The 15,174-nt window shown below is 66.2% G+C and carries 13 protein-coding genes and 3 tRNA genes; 4 read left to right on the top strand and 12 right to left on the bottom strand.

What is annotated here, in order from left to right; translation table 11 throughout:
- Positions 1 to 8: 8 nt before the first annotated feature.
- The 7 genes from nuoF to GEMRO_RS0119305 all read right to left on the bottom strand — a co-directional run bounded on the left by nuoF (position 9) and on the right by GEMRO_RS0119305 (position 4,952).
- The gene (gene nuoF, locus GEMRO_RS0119335; protein WP_027135324.1) at positions 9 to 1,292 is read right to left on the bottom strand and encodes an NADH-quinone oxidoreductase subunit NuoF; all 1,284 of its coding nucleotides are present in this window, start codon (positions 1,290 to 1,292) and stop codon (positions 9 to 11) included.
- The gene (gene nuoE / locus GEMRO_RS30625) at positions 1,292 to 1,963 is read right to left on the bottom strand and encodes an NADH-quinone oxidoreductase subunit NuoE (protein WP_051329249.1); all 672 of its coding nucleotides are present in this window, start codon (positions 1,961 to 1,963) and stop codon (positions 1,292 to 1,294) included. Before nuoE ends, nuoF begins: the two co-directional genes overlap by 1 nt.
- A complete protein-coding gene (locus GEMRO_RS0119325; RefSeq protein WP_407645437.1) occupies positions 1,960 to 3,123 on the bottom strand; it encodes an NADH-quinone oxidoreductase subunit D in 1,164 nt (387 codons plus the stop codon). Before GEMRO_RS0119325 ends, nuoE begins: the two co-directional genes overlap by 4 nt.
- A gap of 44 nt (positions 3,124 to 3,167) precedes the next feature.
- Positions 3,168 to 3,788: an NADH-quinone oxidoreductase subunit C gene (locus tag GEMRO_RS0119320; RefSeq protein ID WP_027135322.1), complete on the bottom strand. Its 621-nt coding sequence runs from the start codon at positions 3,786 to 3,788 to the stop codon at positions 3,168 to 3,170.
- A gap of 12 nt (positions 3,789 to 3,800) precedes the next feature.
- Positions 3,801 to 4,361 (bottom strand): NuoB/complex I 20 kDa subunit family protein, encoded by a 561-nt coding sequence (locus tag GEMRO_RS0119315; RefSeq protein WP_084507210.1) that lies wholly within the window; start codon positions 4,359 to 4,361, stop codon positions 3,801 to 3,803.
- Complete coding sequence (locus GEMRO_RS0119310) at positions 4,352 to 4,717, bottom strand: NADH-quinone oxidoreductase subunit A (protein ID WP_027135320.1); 366 nt, start codon at positions 4,715 to 4,717, stop codon at positions 4,352 to 4,354. Before GEMRO_RS0119310 ends, GEMRO_RS0119315 begins: the two co-directional genes overlap by 10 nt.
- 158 nt (positions 4,718 to 4,875) lie before the next feature.
- Positions 4,876 to 4,952, bottom strand: a tRNA-Asp gene (locus tag GEMRO_RS0119305).
- 142 nt (positions 4,953 to 5,094) lie between these two features.
- Between GEMRO_RS0119305 and GEMRO_RS0119300 the strand changes: the two genes are divergently transcribed.
- Together GEMRO_RS0119300 and GEMRO_RS0119295 are read left to right on the top strand one after the other, a co-directional pair.
- A tRNA-Val gene (locus GEMRO_RS0119300) sits at positions 5,095 to 5,169 on the top strand.
- A 138-nt stretch (positions 5,170 to 5,307) separates the two neighbouring features.
- Entirely contained in the window at positions 5,308 to 6,354 is a 1,047-nt protein-coding gene (locus GEMRO_RS0119295; protein ID WP_027135319.1) for a class I SAM-dependent methyltransferase, read from the top strand.
- Positions 6,355 to 6,446: 92 nt separating this feature from the next.
- On the opposite strand, the gene lon is transcribed toward GEMRO_RS0119295, so the two are convergent.
- The 5 genes from lon to GEMRO_RS0119270 form a co-directional block, all read right to left on the bottom strand.
- Positions 6,447 to 8,846: an endopeptidase La gene (gene lon, locus GEMRO_RS30620; RefSeq protein WP_035485630.1), complete on the bottom strand. Its 2,400-nt coding sequence runs from the start codon at positions 8,844 to 8,846 to the stop codon at positions 6,447 to 6,449.
- A gap of 143 nt (positions 8,847 to 8,989) precedes the next feature.
- Positions 8,990 to 10,249, bottom strand: a complete 1,260-nt coding sequence (gene clpX, locus GEMRO_RS0119285; RefSeq protein ID WP_027135318.1) for an ATP-dependent Clp protease ATP-binding subunit ClpX — start codon at positions 10,247 to 10,249, stop codon at positions 8,990 to 8,992.
- 178 nt (positions 10,250 to 10,427) lie between these two features.
- Positions 10,428 to 11,039: an ATP-dependent Clp endopeptidase proteolytic subunit ClpP gene (clpP, locus tag GEMRO_RS0119280; protein WP_027135317.1), complete on the bottom strand. Its 612-nt coding sequence runs from the start codon at positions 11,037 to 11,039 to the stop codon at positions 10,428 to 10,430.
- Positions 11,040 to 11,262: 223 nt separating this feature from the next.
- Positions 11,263 to 12,639: a trigger factor gene (gene tig / locus GEMRO_RS30615; RefSeq protein WP_035485627.1), complete on the bottom strand. Its 1,377-nt coding sequence runs from the start codon at positions 12,637 to 12,639 to the stop codon at positions 11,263 to 11,265.
- Between the two features lie 75 nt (positions 12,640 to 12,714).
- Positions 12,715 to 12,799 (bottom strand) — tRNA-Leu (locus GEMRO_RS0119270).
- 185 nt (positions 12,800 to 12,984) lie between these two features.
- Here GEMRO_RS0119270 and guaA point away from each other — a divergent pair.
- Complete coding sequence (guaA, locus tag GEMRO_RS0119265) at positions 12,985 to 14,529, top strand: glutamine-hydrolyzing GMP synthase (RefSeq protein WP_027135316.1); 1,545 nt, start codon at positions 12,985 to 12,987, stop codon at positions 14,527 to 14,529.
- Positions 14,530 to 14,724: 195 nt separating this feature from the next.
- Positions 14,725 to 15,102, top strand: a complete 378-nt coding sequence (locus GEMRO_RS0119260) for a VOC family protein (protein WP_027135315.1) — start codon at positions 14,725 to 14,727, stop codon at positions 15,100 to 15,102.
- The last annotated feature ends 72 nt before the right edge of the window (positions 15,103 to 15,174 follow it).

Below are 15,174 nucleotides of genomic sequence, written 5' to 3'. Positions count from 1 at the left end.
CCCCGTCTTCAAGCCGCGAGTCGGCGGGCTTCGCCCTGCTCGCGGATGCGTCGTTCCAGTTCCGGCCGGAAATGCCGGATCAGCCCCTGCACCGGCCACGCCGCGGCATCGCCCAGGGCGCAGATGGTGTGGCCCTCGATTTCCTTGGTCACGTCCTGGAGCAGGTCGATGTCCTCCAGGCGGCACTCGCCCTTCACCATCCGCTCCATCATCCGCCACAGCCAGCCCGTACCTTCCCGGCACGGCGTGCACTGCCCGCAAGATTCATGCATGTAGAACTTCGAAAGCCGCGCGATGGCTTTCACCACATCGGTCGACTTGTCCATCACGATCACGCCGGCGGTACCCAGGCCGGAGGTGACCGCGCGGAGCGAATCGAAGTCCATCAGGATCGAATCGCAGGTGTCCTTGGGCAGCAGCGGGACCGAGGACCCGCCCGGGATCACCGCCAGCAGGTTGTTCCAGCCGCCGCGGACGCCGCCGGCATGCTTCTCCAGCAGGTCCTTCAGCGGGATGCCCATCTCCTCCTCGACCGTGCAGGGACGGTTCACGTGGCCGGAGATGCAGAAGATCTTGGTGCCGGTGTTGTTCGGCCGGCCGAGCGACGCGAACCACTCCCCGCCGCGCCGCAGGATGGTCGGCGTGACCGCGATCGTCTCGACATTGTTGATCGTGGTCGGCCGGCCATACAGGCCAACCATGGCCGGGAACGGCGGCTTCAGGCGCGGCTGGCCCTTCCGGCCTTCCAGCGCCTCCAGCAGGCCGGTCTCCTCGCCGCAGATATAGGCGCCCGCCCCGCGGTGGACATAGAGGTCGAACGACATGCCCGACCCGCAGCAATCCTTGCCCAGATAGCCGGCCTCGTAGGCCTCGGCGACCGCCCGCTCCAGCGCCTGCGCCTCACGCACGAATTCGCCGCGCACGAAGATGTAGCCGGCCGTGCAGCCCATGCCGGCGGCGGCGACCACGCAACCCTCGACCAGCTTGTGCGGGTCGTGGCGCAGGATCTCGCGATCCTTGCAGGTACCGGGCTCCGATTCGTCGGCGTTGACGACCAGGTAGACCGGCCCGTCCGACTGCTTGGGCATGAACGACCATTTCATGCCGGTCGGGAAACCGGCGCCGCCGCGGCCGCGCAGCCCGGACTTCTTGAGCTGGTCGACGATGGCCTCGCGGCCGAGCAGGATCAGGTCCTTGGTGTTGCTCCAGTCGCCTCGCGCCCGGGCACCGTCGATCCACGGCGAGTGCTCGCCATAGAGATTGGTGAAGATGCGGTCCTGGTCACGAAGCATCAGCTGCCTGCCTCTTCACTCGCCGCGCGTCCCTCCGCCGGAGCGGGCTTGGCCGTCTCGAACAGGGTCGTCTTGCCGCCGATCGGCATGGACGCCTGCCGACCGTTCTGCGGCCCGGGCGTGGGCGCCTCGCCGCGCTTCATCGCGGCCAGGAGCGCGCGGGTCTTGTCGTAGTCGAGGTCCTCGTAGAAGTCCTCGTCGACCCAGAGCACCGGCGCGTTCGCGCAGGCGCCCAGGCACTCGAACTCGCGCAGGAAGAAGCGGCCGTCCGGCGAACTCTCGCCGATGTCGCACTGCAGCTCGTCCTTCGCCGCGCGGACGATGTCGTCCGAGCCGCACAGCCAGCACGGCGTGGTCGTGCAGACACGTACCTGCACCGGCCCGACCGGGGTGGTGTTGTACATGTCGTAGAAGGTGGCGACTTCGTAGATCCGGATCCGGGCGACGCCCAGCAGGTCGGCCACGTGGTCCATCGCCGCCTTGGGCAGCCATCCGCCATGCTGCTCCTGCGCCAGCATCAGCAGCGGCAGGGTGGCGCTCTGGCGGCGGGCCTCCGGATACTTGGCCAGGATGTCCTTCACGACCGCCTGGTTCGCCTCGGAGAAGGCGAAGCTGTCGATCTCCGGCGCCATGGCGCCGTAGGGCCGGGTCACGAGCGACGGGCCGCTCATCGGTCGATCTCCCCGAACACGATGTCCATCGACGCGATGATCGCCACCACGTCGGCCAGCATGTGGCCCTTGCTCATGGCGTCCAGGGCCTGGAGATGCACGTAGCCCGGCGAGCGGATCTTGCACTTGTAGGGACGGTTGGTGCCGTCGCCGACCAGGTAGACCCCGAACTCGCCCTTGGCGCTCTCGACCGCGGCGTAGACCTCGCCGCTCGGCACGTGCACGCCCTCGGTGTAGAGCTTGAAGTGATGGATGAGCGCCTCCATCGAGCGCTTCATCTCGCCCCGGCGCGGCGGGGTGACCTTGGTGTCCGGCGACCGGACGGGACCCTCCGGCATCTCGCGCAGGCACTGCTTCATGATCTTCAGCGACTCGCGGATCTCGGCCATGCGCACGAGATAGCGGTCGTAGCAGTCGCCGTTCTTGCCGACCGGGATGTCGAAGTCCATCCGGTCGTAGACCTCGTAGGGCTGCGCCTTGCGCAGGTCCCAGGGCAGCCCGACCGCGCGGATCATCGGCCCGGAGAAGCCGTAGTCCAGGCACTGCTCGACCGTGAAGATGCCGATGTCGACGGTGCGCTGCTTGAAGATCCGGTTCTCGGTGAGGAGGTTGTCCATGTCGTCGATGACCTTGACGAACGTCTCGCACCACTCGGCGATCCGTTCGGCGAGGCCCGCCGGCATGTCGCGATTGACCCCGCCGAAGCGGAAGTAGTTCGCGTGCATCCGGGCGCCCGAAACCTCTTCGTAGAAGCCCATCAGCTTCTCGCGTTCCTCGAAGCCCCACAGCAGCGGGGTCATCGCCCCGACGTCGAGGGCCATCGTGGTGACGTTGAGCAAATGGTTCATGATCCGGGTGAGTTCCGAGAACAGCACACGGATGTACTGTGCCCGGATCGGCACCTCGACCTCGAGCAGCTTCTCGACCGCGAGCACGTAGGAGTGCTCCTGCATCATCATCGCGCAGTAATCGAGCCGGTCGAAATACGGGATGTTCTGCAGGTAGGGCCGGTACTCGATCAGCTTCTCGGTGCCGCGGTGCAGCAGGCCGATATGCGGGTCGGCGCGTTCGACGACCTCGCCGTCCATCTCGAGGACGAGCCGCAACACACCATGGGCCGCAGGATGCTGCGGGCCGAAGTTCATGGTGAAGTTGCGCATCTGGATCTCGGGCATCGGCCCAGGTCACTCCGTTCGGCGACAGGTCAGTGCGTTGCTTTCTCGTCGCCGGGGAGCGAGCCACTGCCCTCCCAGGGACTGAGGAAGTCGAAGTTGCGGAAGTCCTGGCGCAGCGTCACCGGCTCGTAGACCACGCGTTGCTGCTCCGGGTCGTAGCGCAGTTCCACATAGCCCGTCAGCGGGAAATCCTTGCGCAACGGATGCCCGTCGAAGCCGTAGTCGGTCAGGATCCGGCGCAGGTCGGGATGGTCGGCGAACAGGATCCCGTACATGTCCCAGGCCTCCCGCTCGAACCAGTTCGCGGTGGAGAACACCGAGACGACCGAGGGCACCGGGGTGAACTCGTCGGTCTCCAGCACCACGCGGATCCGCTGGTTATGCTTCATCGAGAGCAGGTGGTAGACCACCGTGAAGCGCTTCTCGCGGTCCGGCCGGTCCACGGCGGTGACATCGACCAGCACCTTGAACAGGCAGCCGGGCTCGTCGCGCAGGATCGTCAGCGTGTCGACGATCCGCCCGGTGCTGACCTCCAGCGTCAGCTCATCATAGGAGATGCGGGCGTCCTGGAGGCGGTCGCCGAGCAGCGAGGCGCAATGTCCCTTGAGCTGGTCGAGGGGATGGGCGGGAGCGGTGGTTTCTTCGGTCACGGACACCACCGCTCAGCGATCGATGGTGCCGCGGCGCCGGATCTTGCGCTGCAGTTGCAGGAGACCATAGAGCAGTGCCTCGGCCGTGGGCGGGCAGCCCGGAACGTAGATATCTACCGGTACGATCCGGTCGCAGCCGCGGACCACCGAATAAGAATAATGATAATAGCCGCCGCCGTTCGCGCAGCTGCCCATGGAGATGACGTAGCGCGGCTCCGCCATCTGATCGTAGACCTTGCGCAGGGCGGGGGCCATCTTATTGCACAGCGTGCCGGCGACGATCATCACGTCGGACTGGCGCGGGCTCGGCCGGAACACCATGCCGAAGCGGTCCAGGTCGTAGCGCGCGGCAGCGGCATGCATCATCTCGACGGCGCAGCAGGCGAGACCGAAGGTCATCGGCCACATCGAGCCGGAGCGCGCCCAGTTCACCAGGTCGCCGAGCTTGGTGACGATGAAGCCTTCGTCCTTCAGCGCTGTGTCGACCCGGGCGAACAGGTCGGCGGAAGCAGCCCCCGAGTGCGTGGCGGGCACGGTGCTCGCAGGCGCGTTGGTCACCGTGTTCAGTCCCATTCCAATGCCCCTTTCTTCCATTCGTACACGAAGCCGATGGTCAGGACGGCCAGGAACACCATCATCGACCAGAAGCCGAAGGCGCCAGTCTCACCCAGGGTGATCGCCCAGGGGAACAGGAAGGCGACCTCGAGATCGAAGATGATGAACAGGATGGCGACCAGGTAGAAGCGCACGTCGAACCGGCCGCGCGCATCCTCGAAGGGCTCGAACCCGCACTCGTAGGCGGACAGCTTCTCGCTGTCCGGCCGCTGGCGCGCGGTGAGCATCGAGGCGGCAATCATCACCAGGGAAAGACCCACGGCGATCGCGATGAAGATCAGGATCGGAAAGTATTCCGCCAGATAGCCTTGCATGCGCTCCACTCGTCCTTCGCCACGGCTCTTCGCACCGCAGCGCGGGCGGAACATAGTAGCGGCTTGTCGATCCGCCAAGCACGCAAGCGCGCGCCGACCTGACGCACTGTTCTGCAGTGCGGCGGTTCGAGCGGGCGTTGCTTGGAAGGGGTACGGGATGGCGAGGATGACGGGACTTGAACCCGCGACCTCCGGCGTGACAGGCCGGCACTCTAACCAACTGAGCTACATCCCCGTGCCGTGGCCGGGTGATTAAGGCCCAGCGCCGAAGGTGTCAACGCATAGACGGCAGATTTCTCATGTTTTCATCACGCTGCCGTCGCGCAGCGATCCGCGGCTTGAACTTCGGCACCGCCGCCCTTAGAGCGTGCAGGCATGCGGGTGTAGCTCAGTGGTAGAGCGCGACGCTTACACCGTCGATGTCGGGGGTTCGAAACCCTCCGCCCGCACCATCTCTCGCCCCCCTCGGGGCTGACCGAGGGACCCTTCCCCGCCCGGCAGGCTGTTCGCGCGACGACGGGGGTGCCAGGAGCCGCGGAGCACGGGCGCCCGGCACCGGCGTCGAGAACATGCCCGCCTGGAGCGACGGAATGATCAATCGGCTGCGACGCCTACTCGTGCGGGCCGGGCTGGCGCAGCCCCGACCGGTCGTGCTGCCCAGCAGGCCGGATCTTCCTCCCAATCCCGAGAACCGGGATGACCTCGCGCGGAAATACCTCGTGGAGGACCCGCGCGCCGGCGACGTCCCGCTGCTGGAACGTCGCTGGTACTATTCGATCGAGCATGCGCCGGGAGCCTGGACTGCCGGCATGAACTATGCGCCGACGGCGATGACGCGCAAGGCGCTGGCGGCGACGGCGGTCGAGGGGCGGTCCTGCCTCGACATCGGCTCGATGGACGGGCTCGTGCCGCTGCTCCTGGCAAGGCGCGGGGCCGGGCGGGTGGTGAGCTACGACCGGCTCGACTTCGGACAGAAGATGGCCTTCCTGCAGGACCGGCTCGGGGTTGCCTTCGAGTACCATTCCGGCATGTCGCTGCGCGCGTTCCGGGACCGCCACGTGGGCAGCAGCCCCTTGGACGTCGTCGTGTTCTCCGGGGTGCTCTACCACATGTTCGACCCGCTCGGCGGGCTCCTGCTCGCCCGGAGCATGGTACGGGACGGCGGCATCCTGATCATCGAGACCGGGGCCACCATCTCGGTGGAGAACGCGGCCTACTTCAACGGCGGAGCACGCTTCTACGAGGGAGACAATTTCTGGCTCCCGTCCCTGGCCAACCTCGACTACCTGCTCCGCTTCGCAAGGCTGGCGCCCCTGGAGGTCTTCCACCTCAATCAGACCGCCCGCACGGCCAAGGAACCGCCGATCTGCCGGGTCTGCGTCGCCTGCCGGGCCGTAGCGGCGCCGCCTGCCGCACCCGGCGACAATTGGATCAACCTGCCGCAGCAACTCGACTTCGCCGAGCTGATCGACTGGCGCGTCACCGCTGCCGCCGGCAGCGACGAGGTGCCCTACACTCCCGTGCAGGCGGACCTGCCGCGTGGCGAGGCCGGCACCGTCGACCTCTACCAGACGGTGCGCCGGCAGCCCGAGGGACCGCGCACGCCCGTGCGCCTGGCCCTGGCCGACACCTGGTAAGGCACGGCTGGCCGCAGGCTGTCCGTGTCGGAAACGAGCAGGGGCCCGTGGATTGCTCCACGGGCCCCTGCCCTTTCCTTCGGTGTCGACCGTCAGTTCGGACGGGCGCCGGTGCCGGACTTCTCGGCAACGGCCGCGATCGCTTCCGGCGACGGGACGTCCGGCAGCGGGTCGGGCAGGCGGACGAGCGCCCTTGCCAGCACCTCGTCCACCGTCGCCACCGGAACGATCTCCAGCTGCTTCTTCACGTTCTCCGGGATGTCCGCCAGGTCCTTCTCGTTGTCCTTGGGGATCAGCACCGTCTTCAGGCCGCCGCGCAGGGCTGCCAGAAGCTTCTCCTTCAGGCCGCCGATCGGCAGGACCCGGCCGCGCAGGGTCACCTCGCCGGTCATCGCCACGGCGGCGTGGACCGGGATCCGGGTCAGCACCGAGACGATCGAGGTCACCATCGCGATGCCGGCCGACGGGCCATCCTTGGGGGTGGCGCCTTCCGGGACGTGGATGTGGATGTCGATCTTCTCGAACAGGTCGGGCTGGATCCCCAGCGCGGGAGAACGATGGCGCACGTAGGAGCGAGCCGCCTGGATCGATTCCTGCATGACGTCGCCGAGCTTGCCGGTGATGGTCATCTTGCCCTTGCCGGGCACGGTGACCGCCTCGATCGTCAGCAGTTCGCCGCCCACCTCGGTCCAGGCGAGCCCGGTGGTGGCGCCGATCTGATCCTCCAGCTCCGCCTCGCCATAGCGGAACTTGCGCACACCCGCGTACTTCTCGATGTTCTCGGCCGAGATCCGCACCGAGGCGACGCCCTCCAGGACGATCTCCTTGGCGGACTTGCGCGCCAGGTTCGCGATCTCGCGCTCAAGGCTGCGGACGCCGGCCTCGCGGGTGTAGTAGCGCACCAGCGCGATGACGGCGTCGTCCTCCAGCTGCCACTCGCCCGGCTTCAGCCCGTTCTGCTCGGCCTGCTTGGTGATGAGGTGGCGCTTCGCGATCTCGAGCTTCTCGTCCTCGGTGTAGCCGGGGATCCGGATGATCTCCATGCGGTCCAGCAGCGGCTGCGGCATCCGCAGCGTGTTGGCCGTGCACACGAACATCACGTCGGACAGGTCGTAGTCGACCTCAAGATAGTGGTCGTTGAAGTTGACGTTCTGCTCCGGGTCCAGGACCTCGAGCAGCGCCGCCGACGGATCGCCGCGGAAGTCCGCGCCCATCTTGTCGATCTCATCCAGCATGAACAGCGGGTTGCTGGTCTTCGCCTTCTTCATGCTCTGGATGAGCTTGCCGGGCATCGAGCCGATATAGGTGCGCCGGTGGCCGCGGATCTCCGCCTCGTCACGCACCCCGCCCAGCGAGAAGCGCACGAAGTTGCGGCCGGTGGCCTTGGCCAGCGACTTGCCAAGCGAGGTCTTGCCGACGCCGGGAGGGCCGACCAGGCACAGGATGGGGCCGCGGATCTTGTCGACCCGATGCTGGACCGCGAGATACTCGACGATCCGGTCCTTGACCTTCTCCAGGCCGTAGTGATCGGCGTCGAGGATCTCCTGGGCGCGCCGGAGGTCCTTGTTGACCTTGGAGCGCTTCTTCCACGGGATGGACAGCATCCAGTCCAGGTAGTTCCGCACCACGGTCGCCTCGGCCGACATCGGGCTCATGGTCCGCAGCTTCTTCAGCTCGGTGAGCGCCTTGTCGCGGGCTTCCTTGGAGAGCTTGGTCTTCTTGATGCGATCCTCGAGCTCGGACGCCTCGTCGCGGCCGTCCTCCAGCTCGCCCAGCTCCTTCTGGATCGCCTTCATCTGCTCGTTGAGGTAGTACTCGCGCTGCGTCTTCTCCATCTGACGCTTCACGCGCGAGCGGATCCGCTTCTCCACCTGGAGAACCGAGATCTCCCCCTCCATGAACCCGTAAAGCTTCTCCAGCCGCTCGGCGAGCGACCGGGTCTCCAGCAGCTCCTGCTTGTCCGAAATCTTCAGCGCGAGATGCGCAGCGATCGTGTCGGCAAGCTTGGCCGGATCCTCGGTCTGGCTCAGAGAGACCATGACCTCGGGCGGGACCTTCTTGTTCAGCTTCACGTACTGCTCGAACTGTCCCACGACGGCGCGCGCGACGGCTTCCAGCTCGCGCGGTTCGGACGCATCGTCATCGATGGCATCGGCGCGAACCATGAAGAAGTTCGGGTTGTCCTCGAAACCGGTGACCTCCGCGCGCGCGACACCCTCGACCAGCACCTTCACGGTCCCGTCCGGCAGCTTGAGGAGCTGCAGCACGGAGCTGACGGTGCCGACCCGGTAGATGTCGTTCTTGCCGGGGTCGTCCTGACTGGCGTTCTTCTGAGCGACGAGCAGGATCTGCTTGTCGTCCTTCATCACCTCTTCGAGCGCCTTGATCGACTTTTCGCGCCCAACGAAGAGCGGCACGATCATGTGCGGGAAGACGACGATGTCGCGCAACGGCAGGACGGGATAAAGATTGCCTAGCGCTTGCTCGCTCATGGTACCTCGTCTCGGGGGCGAACGCGTCGCCCCATGCGATCACGACCAGAGACTTGGCTATAGCAGAGAGAGGTTTCAAGAACGTCAAACGGCCACGCGAACGTGGCCGTGACGTCAAAATCGATCCAAACCCGACGAGAAAATCACGATGCGGCAGCATCCTGGCGCTGTTCGGTATGCACTGTCAGCGGCTTGGAACGCCCGTCCGCGACCTCCCGATTGATCACCACCTCGCTCACCCCGCTCATCGACGGAAGGTCGAACATGGTGTCGAGCAGGATCTGCTCCATGATCGAGCGCAGGCCGCGGGCACCCGTCTTGCGCTGGATGGCACGGTTGGCGATCGCCTTCAGGGAGTCGTCCTGGAAGGACAGCTTCACCCCCTCCATGTCGAAGAGCTTCTGGTACTGCTTGACCAGCGCGTTCTTCGGCTCCTTCAGGATCTGAACCAGAGCCGCCTCGTCCAGGTCATGGAGCGTGGCGATCACCGGGAGGCGGCCGATGAACTCCGGGATCAACCCGAACTTCAGCAGGTCGTCCGGCTCCGCCTCGAGCAGGAGATCACCGGTCTGGCGATCGTCCGGACCCCTCACCTCGGCACCGAAGCCCATGGAGCGGGGCTTGCCGCGGGACGAGATGATCTTGTCCAGCCCGGCGAAGGCACCGCCGCAGATGAACAGGATGTTGGTGGTGTCGACCTGCAGGAATTCCTGCTGCGGGTGCTTGCGCCCGCCCTGCGGCGGCACGCTCGCAACCGTGCCCTCGATGATCTTGAGCAAGGCCTGCTGCACGCCCTCGCCCGACACGTCGCGGGTGATCGACGGGTTCTCGGACTTGCGGCTGATCTTGTCGACCTCGTCGATGTAAACGATGCCGCGCTGCGCCCGCTCCACATTATAGTCGGCGGCCTGCAGCAGCTTGAGGATGATGTTCTCTACATCCTCGCCGACATACCCCGCCTCGGTCAGCGTGGTGGCGTCCGCCATGGTGAACGGCACGTCCAGCGTCCGCGCCAGGGTCTGCGCCAGCAACGTCTTGCCGCAGCCGGTCGGACCGATCAGCAGGATGTTGGACTTGGCAAGCTCGACATCGCCGCCCTTGGTGCCGTGGGCCAACCGCTTGTAGTGGTTGTGCACGGCGACCGAGAGGACCTTCTTGGCCTGGGCCTGGCCGATTACGTAATCGTCCAGGATCGAGCAGATCTCAGCCGGGGTAGGAACGCCCGCGCGGCTCTTGGCCACCGCGGATTTGTTCTCTTCCCGAATGATGTCCATGCACAGCTCGACGCACTCGTCGCAGATGAACACGGTCGGGCCGGCGATAAGTTTGCGGACCTCGTGCTGGCTCTTGCCGCAGAACGAGCAGTAGAGGGTGTTCTTGGATTCCCCGCCAGCTTTGCTCATTGGTCAGGCGACTCGGTAGCTGTCATGGTTGGATGGTACGCGCCGGTGGATGCTGGTTCAACCGTCGATCCAGCCAGACGCCTGAGCGTCTGGCTCGTCGCAGGCAGACAACATGCAGCCTCGTGGATTGACAACCACAAAACGCGCATCGATCGGGAATCGTATCGTGGCCCTAATGTCACGCGGCCTTCACATCCCTCTTCTCGTAGACCTCGTCGATCAGGCCGAACTCCTTGGCCTGGACGGCACTCATGAAGGTATCGCGCTCCATGCGCGATTCAACCTCGGGCAGCGTCCGGCCGGTATGGCGGACATAGATCTCGTTCAGCCGCTGGCGGATGCTGATGATCTCGCGGGCATGAATCTCGATGTCGGTCGCCTGCCCCTGGAAGCCGCCGGACGGCTGGTGGGTCATCACCCGAGCGTGCGGCAGGGCGAACCTCTTGCCGGGTGCGCCAGCGCACAGCAGCAGCGACCCCATGCTGGCCGCCTGACCGATGCAGATCGTCGAGACGTCCGGCTTGATGTACTGCATGGTGTCGTAGATCGCCAATCCCGCCGTCACCACGCCGCCCGGCGAGTTGATGTAGATGGCAATGTCCTTCTCGGGGTTCTCCGCCTCGAGGAAGAGGAGCTGCGCGGTCACGACACTGGCCAAGCCGTCGTCGACCGGCCCCATGAGGAAGATGATCCGCTCCTTGAGCATCCGCGAATAGATGTCGTAAGCGCGCTCGCCGCGGCTGGTCTGCTCGACCACCATCGGCACCAGCTGCGCCATCGGCCCCTGCATGTCCCGTCCCTCGTGATCCGCGCCGCTGACGCGTTGGTCTGACCGTTCGTCAGGCGCTTATGTAGCGTGTCATCCGCGAAGTTGAAGCATCGACCAGCGCGCAACGTGACCTCGTCGCCCTCCGTCCGCTGCTCCGCATAAGAAAACGTCCGCCCGAGCTCGCGCTCGCGCGGACGTCTCTCGCGCATCGGTAGCCGACCAACAGCCGGCATTCAACCAATGATCAGGAAGCGGCTTGCTCGTCGGCGACGCCGGCCGAGCTGATCGCCTCGTCCTCGTCCTCCTCGGCCTCCTTCATCAGCTCCTCGGGCGTGACCTTCTTGGTCTCGACCTTGGCCTTCTCGATGATCAGGTCGACCACCTTGTCCTCGAAGATCGGCGCGCGGAGCTGCTCCAGCGTCCCCGGGTTCTTCTGGTAGAACTCGAAGACCTGGCGGGCTTGGCCGGGAAAGCGCTGCGCCTGGGCGATCATCGCCTGCTGCAGTTCCTTGTTCTCGACCTTGACCTCGTTCTTGGTGCCGATGTCGGAGAGTAGCAGGCCCAGGCGGACGCGCCGCTCGGCGATCTTGCGGTATTCTTCCTTGGCCTCGTCCTCCGACTTGTCCTCGTCGGCGAAGCTCTGGCCCAGGCGCTGCATCTCGGCGGTGAGCTGGCGCCAGATCGCGTCGAACTCCAGCTCGACCATGCCCGGCGGGACCTCGAAGTCGTGCCGCTCGGCCAAGACGTCCAGGAGCGCCCGCTTCAGCTTCAGGCGGGTCGCCCGGCCGTACTCCGCGGAGAAGCGCTGCCGGATCGCGTCGTGCAGCTTCTCGACGTTCTCCTGGCCGAGCTTCTTGGCGAACTCGTCGTTGACCGTGACCTCGCCCGGCTCCTCGATCTTGGTGACCTTGATGTCGAAGGTCGCTGCCTTGCCGCGCAGGTTCTCGGCGCCGTAATCGTCAGGGAACGTGACCTCGATGGTCTTCTCGTCGCCCACCGAGGCGCCGACCAGCTGGTCCTCGAAGCCCGGAACCAGCATGCCCGAGCCGATCACCACCGGCATGTCGGTGCCGGTGCCGCCATCAAAGGCCACGCCGTCGATCTTGCCGGCGAAGTCGATGGTGACGCGGTCGTCCTGCTTCGCCGGGCGCGGCTCCGCCGGCTCGGCATAGGGGCGGTTGCCCTTGACGATGTCGTCCAGCGCCTTCTGCACCGTCTCCGGCGCAACGTCCGCCTCGTACCTGGTCAGCTCGATCGTCGAGAGGTCAACCTCGGGCGGGGTCGGCAGGTTCTCGACATGGATGTCGAATTCCAGGTCCTTGCCGTCGTCGAATGAGGTAACCTCGACCTTGGGCTGCAGCGCCGGACGGAGCTGGTTGTCGGCGATGGCCTTCTTCGAGCCCTCGTCGATGCTCCGCTCCAGGATCTCGCCGGTGACCGACCGGCCATACTGCTTGCGCAGCAGGGACACGGGCGCCTTGCCGGGCCGGAAGCCCGGCAGACGTGCGGTCTTGGCCAGGCCCTCGAGCCGCTGGCTGACCTGAGTTTCGATGTCGGCGGCTGGGACCACCACCTTCAGATGATGTTTCAGACCGTCGGCCGAAACCTGCGTGACCTGCATGAGCGCCCTCGAAACGACCAATGCCGGCGACCAGTTTCGGTCACCGGCTTCCATGGATTCGCGACCGGGCCAGCTTGGTGCGGACGGAGGGACTCGAACCCTCACGAGTTTCCCCACAGGAACCTAAATCCTGCGTGTCTACCAATTCCACCACGTCCGCGAGGTTCGACCCGTCACGGGCGTGCACACGGAGTCCCGCTGCCGGCTGGCCGCGAAGGTGGGGCTCCTTAGCAGTGTTCGCCCTCCGGCTCAACCCGGCCGTGGGCGCGGCGGCCCGGCAAGCCCGAGGCTGCCCCTTGGCCGCGATCCGCGCTAGACACTCCGCCAGCTTTTCCGGGCAAGACGATGACCGACCGCGTACTGATCCTCGATTTCGGCTCCCAGGTGACCCAGCTGATCGCGCGCCGCGTGCGCGAGGCCCGGGTCTACTGCGAGATCCTTCCCTGCACCGTCTCGGACGACGTGGTCCGCGGGTTCGGCGCCGGAGCGGTGATTCTCTCGGGCGGACCCGCCTCCACCCATGAGGCGGCAAGCCCGCGGGCACCCGATGCCGTGTTCGACCTGGGCGTGCCGGTCCTGGGGATCTGCTATGGCGAACAGACCATGGCCGCCCAGCTGGGCGGCCGGGTCGAGCCATCGGCCGCCCGGGAGTTCGGCCGCGCCTCGATCCGGCTGGAGAAGGCGTCGCCCCTGTTCGACGCGATCCTGGAGCCTGGGGAAAGTGCCCAGGTGTGGATGAGCCACGGCGACAAGGTCACTGCCCTGCCTGAGGGCTTCCAGGCCCTGGCGATCTCGGACGGCTCGCCCTTCGCCGCGGTCGCCGACGAGGAGCGCCGCTTCTACGGCGTGCAGTTCCATCCGGAGGTGGTGCACACGCCGTTTGGCGCCAAGCTCCTGGAGAACTTCGTCTATCGGATCGCCGGCTTGGCCGGCGACTGGTCGATGAGCGCCTACAAGCAGCAGGCGATCGAGCAGATCCGCAAGCAGGTCGGCGATGCTCGGGTCCTGTGCGGCCTGTCCGGCGGAGTCGACAGCGCGGTTGCCGCCCTGCTCCTGCACGAAGCCATCGGCGACCAGCTCACCTGCGTGTTCGTCGACACCGGCCTGCTTCGCCACGGCGAGGCCAAGGAGGTCGTCGACCTGTTCCGCGGCCATTTCAACATCCCGTTGGTCGCGGTCGATGCCGGCGAGGAGTTCCTCGGCAAGCTGAAGGACGTCAGCGATCCCGAGCGCAAGCGCAAGATCATCGGCGCCACCTTCATCGACGTGTTCGACCGCGAGGCGAAGAAGCTGGGCGGGGCCGACTTCCTGGCCCAGGGCACCCTCTATCCCGACGTGATCGAGAGCGTCTCGTTCCGGGGGCCCTCGGTCACCATCAAGTCGCACCACAATGTCGGCGGGCTGCCGGAACGGATGCGCATGAAGCTGGTCGAGCCCCTGCGCGAGCTGTTCAAGGACGAGGTGCGCGTGCTCGGCCGCGAGCTCGGCCTGCCCGAGATCTTTGTCGGCCGGCACCCCTTCCCCGGCCCCGGCCTGGCCGTGCGCATCCCGGGCGAGATCACGCCCGAAGCAGTGGAGACCCTGCAGCAGGCCGACCGGATCTATCTGGAGGAGATCCGGATGGCCGGCCTCTACGACCGGATCTGGCAGGCCTTTGCGGTCCTGCTGCCGGTCAAGACGGTGGGCGTGATGGGCGATGCGCGCACCTATGAGCGGGTTTGTGCGTTGCGGGCAGTGACCTCCGAGGACGGCATGACCGCCGACGTGTTCCTGTTCGAGCCCTCGTTCCTGGCGCGGGTCGCGAACCGGATCGTGAACGACGTGAAGGGCATCAACCGGGTGGTCTACGACTATACCTCGAAGCCCCCGGGCACGATCGAGTGGGAGTAAGCGGCGAAGGCCGAGAAAGACCCGGCCCGGGCGGCGGTTCCATCTGCCGCCCGTGACCGTCGCGCTCGCAGGGGTGGCCCGTGGGACAGAGCAGGATCGTCCAAGAGCGGGCGGAGGACCGGTTGAAAGGTCTTCTTCCGACCCCGGGCAAGATGCTCGGGGCGCTGCATCCTGCGTGGGCGGAGGAGCATTCCGGTGCAACTCGATCATGTGACGATCCGGACCCGCGACATCGAGAGGACGCGCCGCTTCTTCGAGGAGGTGTTCGGCCTCGAATCGGGAGAACGGCCGGAAATGATCCGTCGGATCCCGGGATGCTGGCTCTATGCCGGCGATCGGCCCCTGATCCATATCATCGGGTCGGGCGGCAGCGGGTTCGACCAGGGTGCCGAGGCAATCGACCATGTCGGCATCCGGCTGGAAGGATATGGCGCCTTCCGTGGACGGCTCGACAGGCTGGGGATCCGCTACTCGACCATGGATCTGGCGGATATCGGCGAGCGCCGCCTGTTCTTCCGCACCCCTGGCGGTCCCCTGCTTGAAGCCGTGTTCTCCGAGCCCGTTCCCGTGTAGGGAGGCGATTCGATTCGATGACGCCGCCCCCCGGGTCGTTGGGCAACGTCGCTGCTGCAGTAGAAGGTGAAG

Source organism: Geminicoccus roseus DSM 18922 (genome assembly GCF_000427665.1).
Taxonomy (GTDB): Bacteria; Pseudomonadota; Alphaproteobacteria; order Geminicoccales; family Geminicoccaceae; genus Geminicoccus; species Geminicoccus roseus.
Note: the sequence above shows the minus strand (reverse complement) of the source record. Positions and strands in the feature narration are given on the sequence as shown.